Source organism: Armatimonas sp. (assembly GCF_043760365.1).
Lineage (GTDB): Bacteria > Armatimonadota > Armatimonadia > Armatimonadales > Armatimonadaceae > Armatimonas.
Map to the genome: position 1 here is coordinate 1 of NZ_JAYUPA010000399.1, position 1786 is coordinate 1786.

The following is a 1786-nucleotide window of genomic DNA, read 5'->3' on the forward strand; positions in this document are numbered from 1 at the left end:
CGTGATGTGTAGTGCCTGCCGCGCCAAAGTCAGTAAGTAGCTCTCGTCTACCAGATTACCCATCTTGCCATTGTCCCAGCCGTAGGCAATAAAGGCTCCGATACGCTGTTCATCAGTGATTTCAAAACTTGGGATCGCCCGGATGTGGTTGTAGCCATCTCTCAGCAAGTTTGCGACGGTTTTCTTTGAGTCTTTAAGAGATGCAGAGGCATTGACCCTGCCTCCACTGACAAGTCGAAGATTTCCCTCAGCTTGTTCTAATGTTAGCCTGCGGGTCTCAACGAGTTCACGGAGGCGTGGGAACATCTTGAAGTCATCCCCAATACTTCTGCTGTCATCTACAGTCAAAATCATCTTAGCTTGATCTAAGGCTAAAGCACTTACTCTACGTTGCATCTACTCCCAAACCTTTCTGAAGCCACGTGCAAAGCTCTGCACACTCTTTCCAAAGCTTTCACAATGACGTGTGAACATCAGCATATTATCTCAAACTTCTTTGGTTCGTGCCATCTCTCCCACTCCAAAACCCTCCTTACCGCGACGAAGGAGGGGGCTGAGCGGTGCGAAGCCGGGGAGATGGCTTACCCTAGGTCAGACAGACGGAAACCGTCGCCGATGTCCTGCCCGGTGGGGTCGTCCCCGCTCCGGAAGGCGCAATGGAAGACTTCTGCGACGTAGCTGACCCAGGAGCCGCCACGAAGTATCCTAGAGGTACCTGACGAAGCGCCTACAGGCTCGGTCTCGTCACATCCTGAATAGTCGCCGTCCCAGTCCGAGCACCACTCCCACACATTGCCCGACATATCGTACAAACCGAACGGCCCCGCAGGGTAGCTGCCCACTGCCGCCGTTCCTCGCACGTCGCTCAAAGTCTTCTTGCTACACTGGCACTTACTTGCGTCCCACTCCTTGCCCCAGGGATAGATACGACCATCGCCTCCACTGGCTGCAAACTCCCACTGCGTCTCCGTCGGAAGCACTAGGCCAGACCAGTCGGCATATGCCTTGCAGTCATCCCAACTTACGTTCACGACAGGGTGATCACGAACCCTATCCCAGCCACCTTTCCAAACCGGATAATTGGGTAACTTTGGCATTTCGCGTTTTGTTTCAACACAGAACTCCTGCCACATTCCCACCGTTACCGGAGTGCATCCCATCTGAAATGGTGAGAGCATTACGGTGAAGCCTCCGCGCTTAAAACTGCCAGCAGGAATCTGAACTAATTGCGCTTTGTACTCTGCTAGTGTTAATGGCGGAACGGGTTTGATGAGATGTGGGTGGGCTGTTGGACGCGATGGCAACGGCGGGGAAGTGGAAGAAGACGCACTTTTCATCCCGTCATGATGATCCATCTGGGCACGATGAAGCAATATCTGAAGCTCTGCCTCGGCAACTTTCTCCGCTTTCTCTGCTTTTCTTGCTGTCGTAATACTATGATCCACCCGGATGCGCTGAAGTAAAATCTGAAGTTCAGCCTCAGCTTTGCGAGCTTCCTCAGCTTTGCGAGCTTCCTCAACTTTGCGTGCTTCCTCAACTTTGCGTGCTTCCTCAACAGCCTTGCGAGCTTGCTCCACCTTACCCGCTTCCTCAGTGATTTTACGGGCTTCCTCAGCCTTTTTTAGCTGATCCGCCCTATCCTTTCCGCGAGATCTCTCATCTGCAATTTGTTTAGGAGTTAATGTTTGGCCTCGCATGTTTGCTATCAAAATCGCCTTGGCGGCAAACAAAATCCCACAGGTTGCCGCATACACTACAGGAACAGTTGTTATCGCACCGAGAAAAG

2 protein-coding genes are annotated in these 1786 nt (G+C 52.4%); both read right to left on the bottom strand.

Translation table 11 applies throughout. The features are described 5' to 3' along the window. Positions 1-354 (bottom strand): hypothetical protein (locus ACH2EH_RS09480; protein ID WP_395141095.1); only part of this gene is annotated, 354 nt, incomplete at its 3' end. A 227-nt stretch (positions 355-581) separates the two neighbouring features. Then, positions 582-1786, bottom strand: a 1205-nt coding sequence (locus tag ACH2EH_RS09485; protein ID WP_395141097.1) for an SUMF1/EgtB/PvdO family nonheme iron enzyme, incomplete at its 5' end; no start/stop codon positions are given.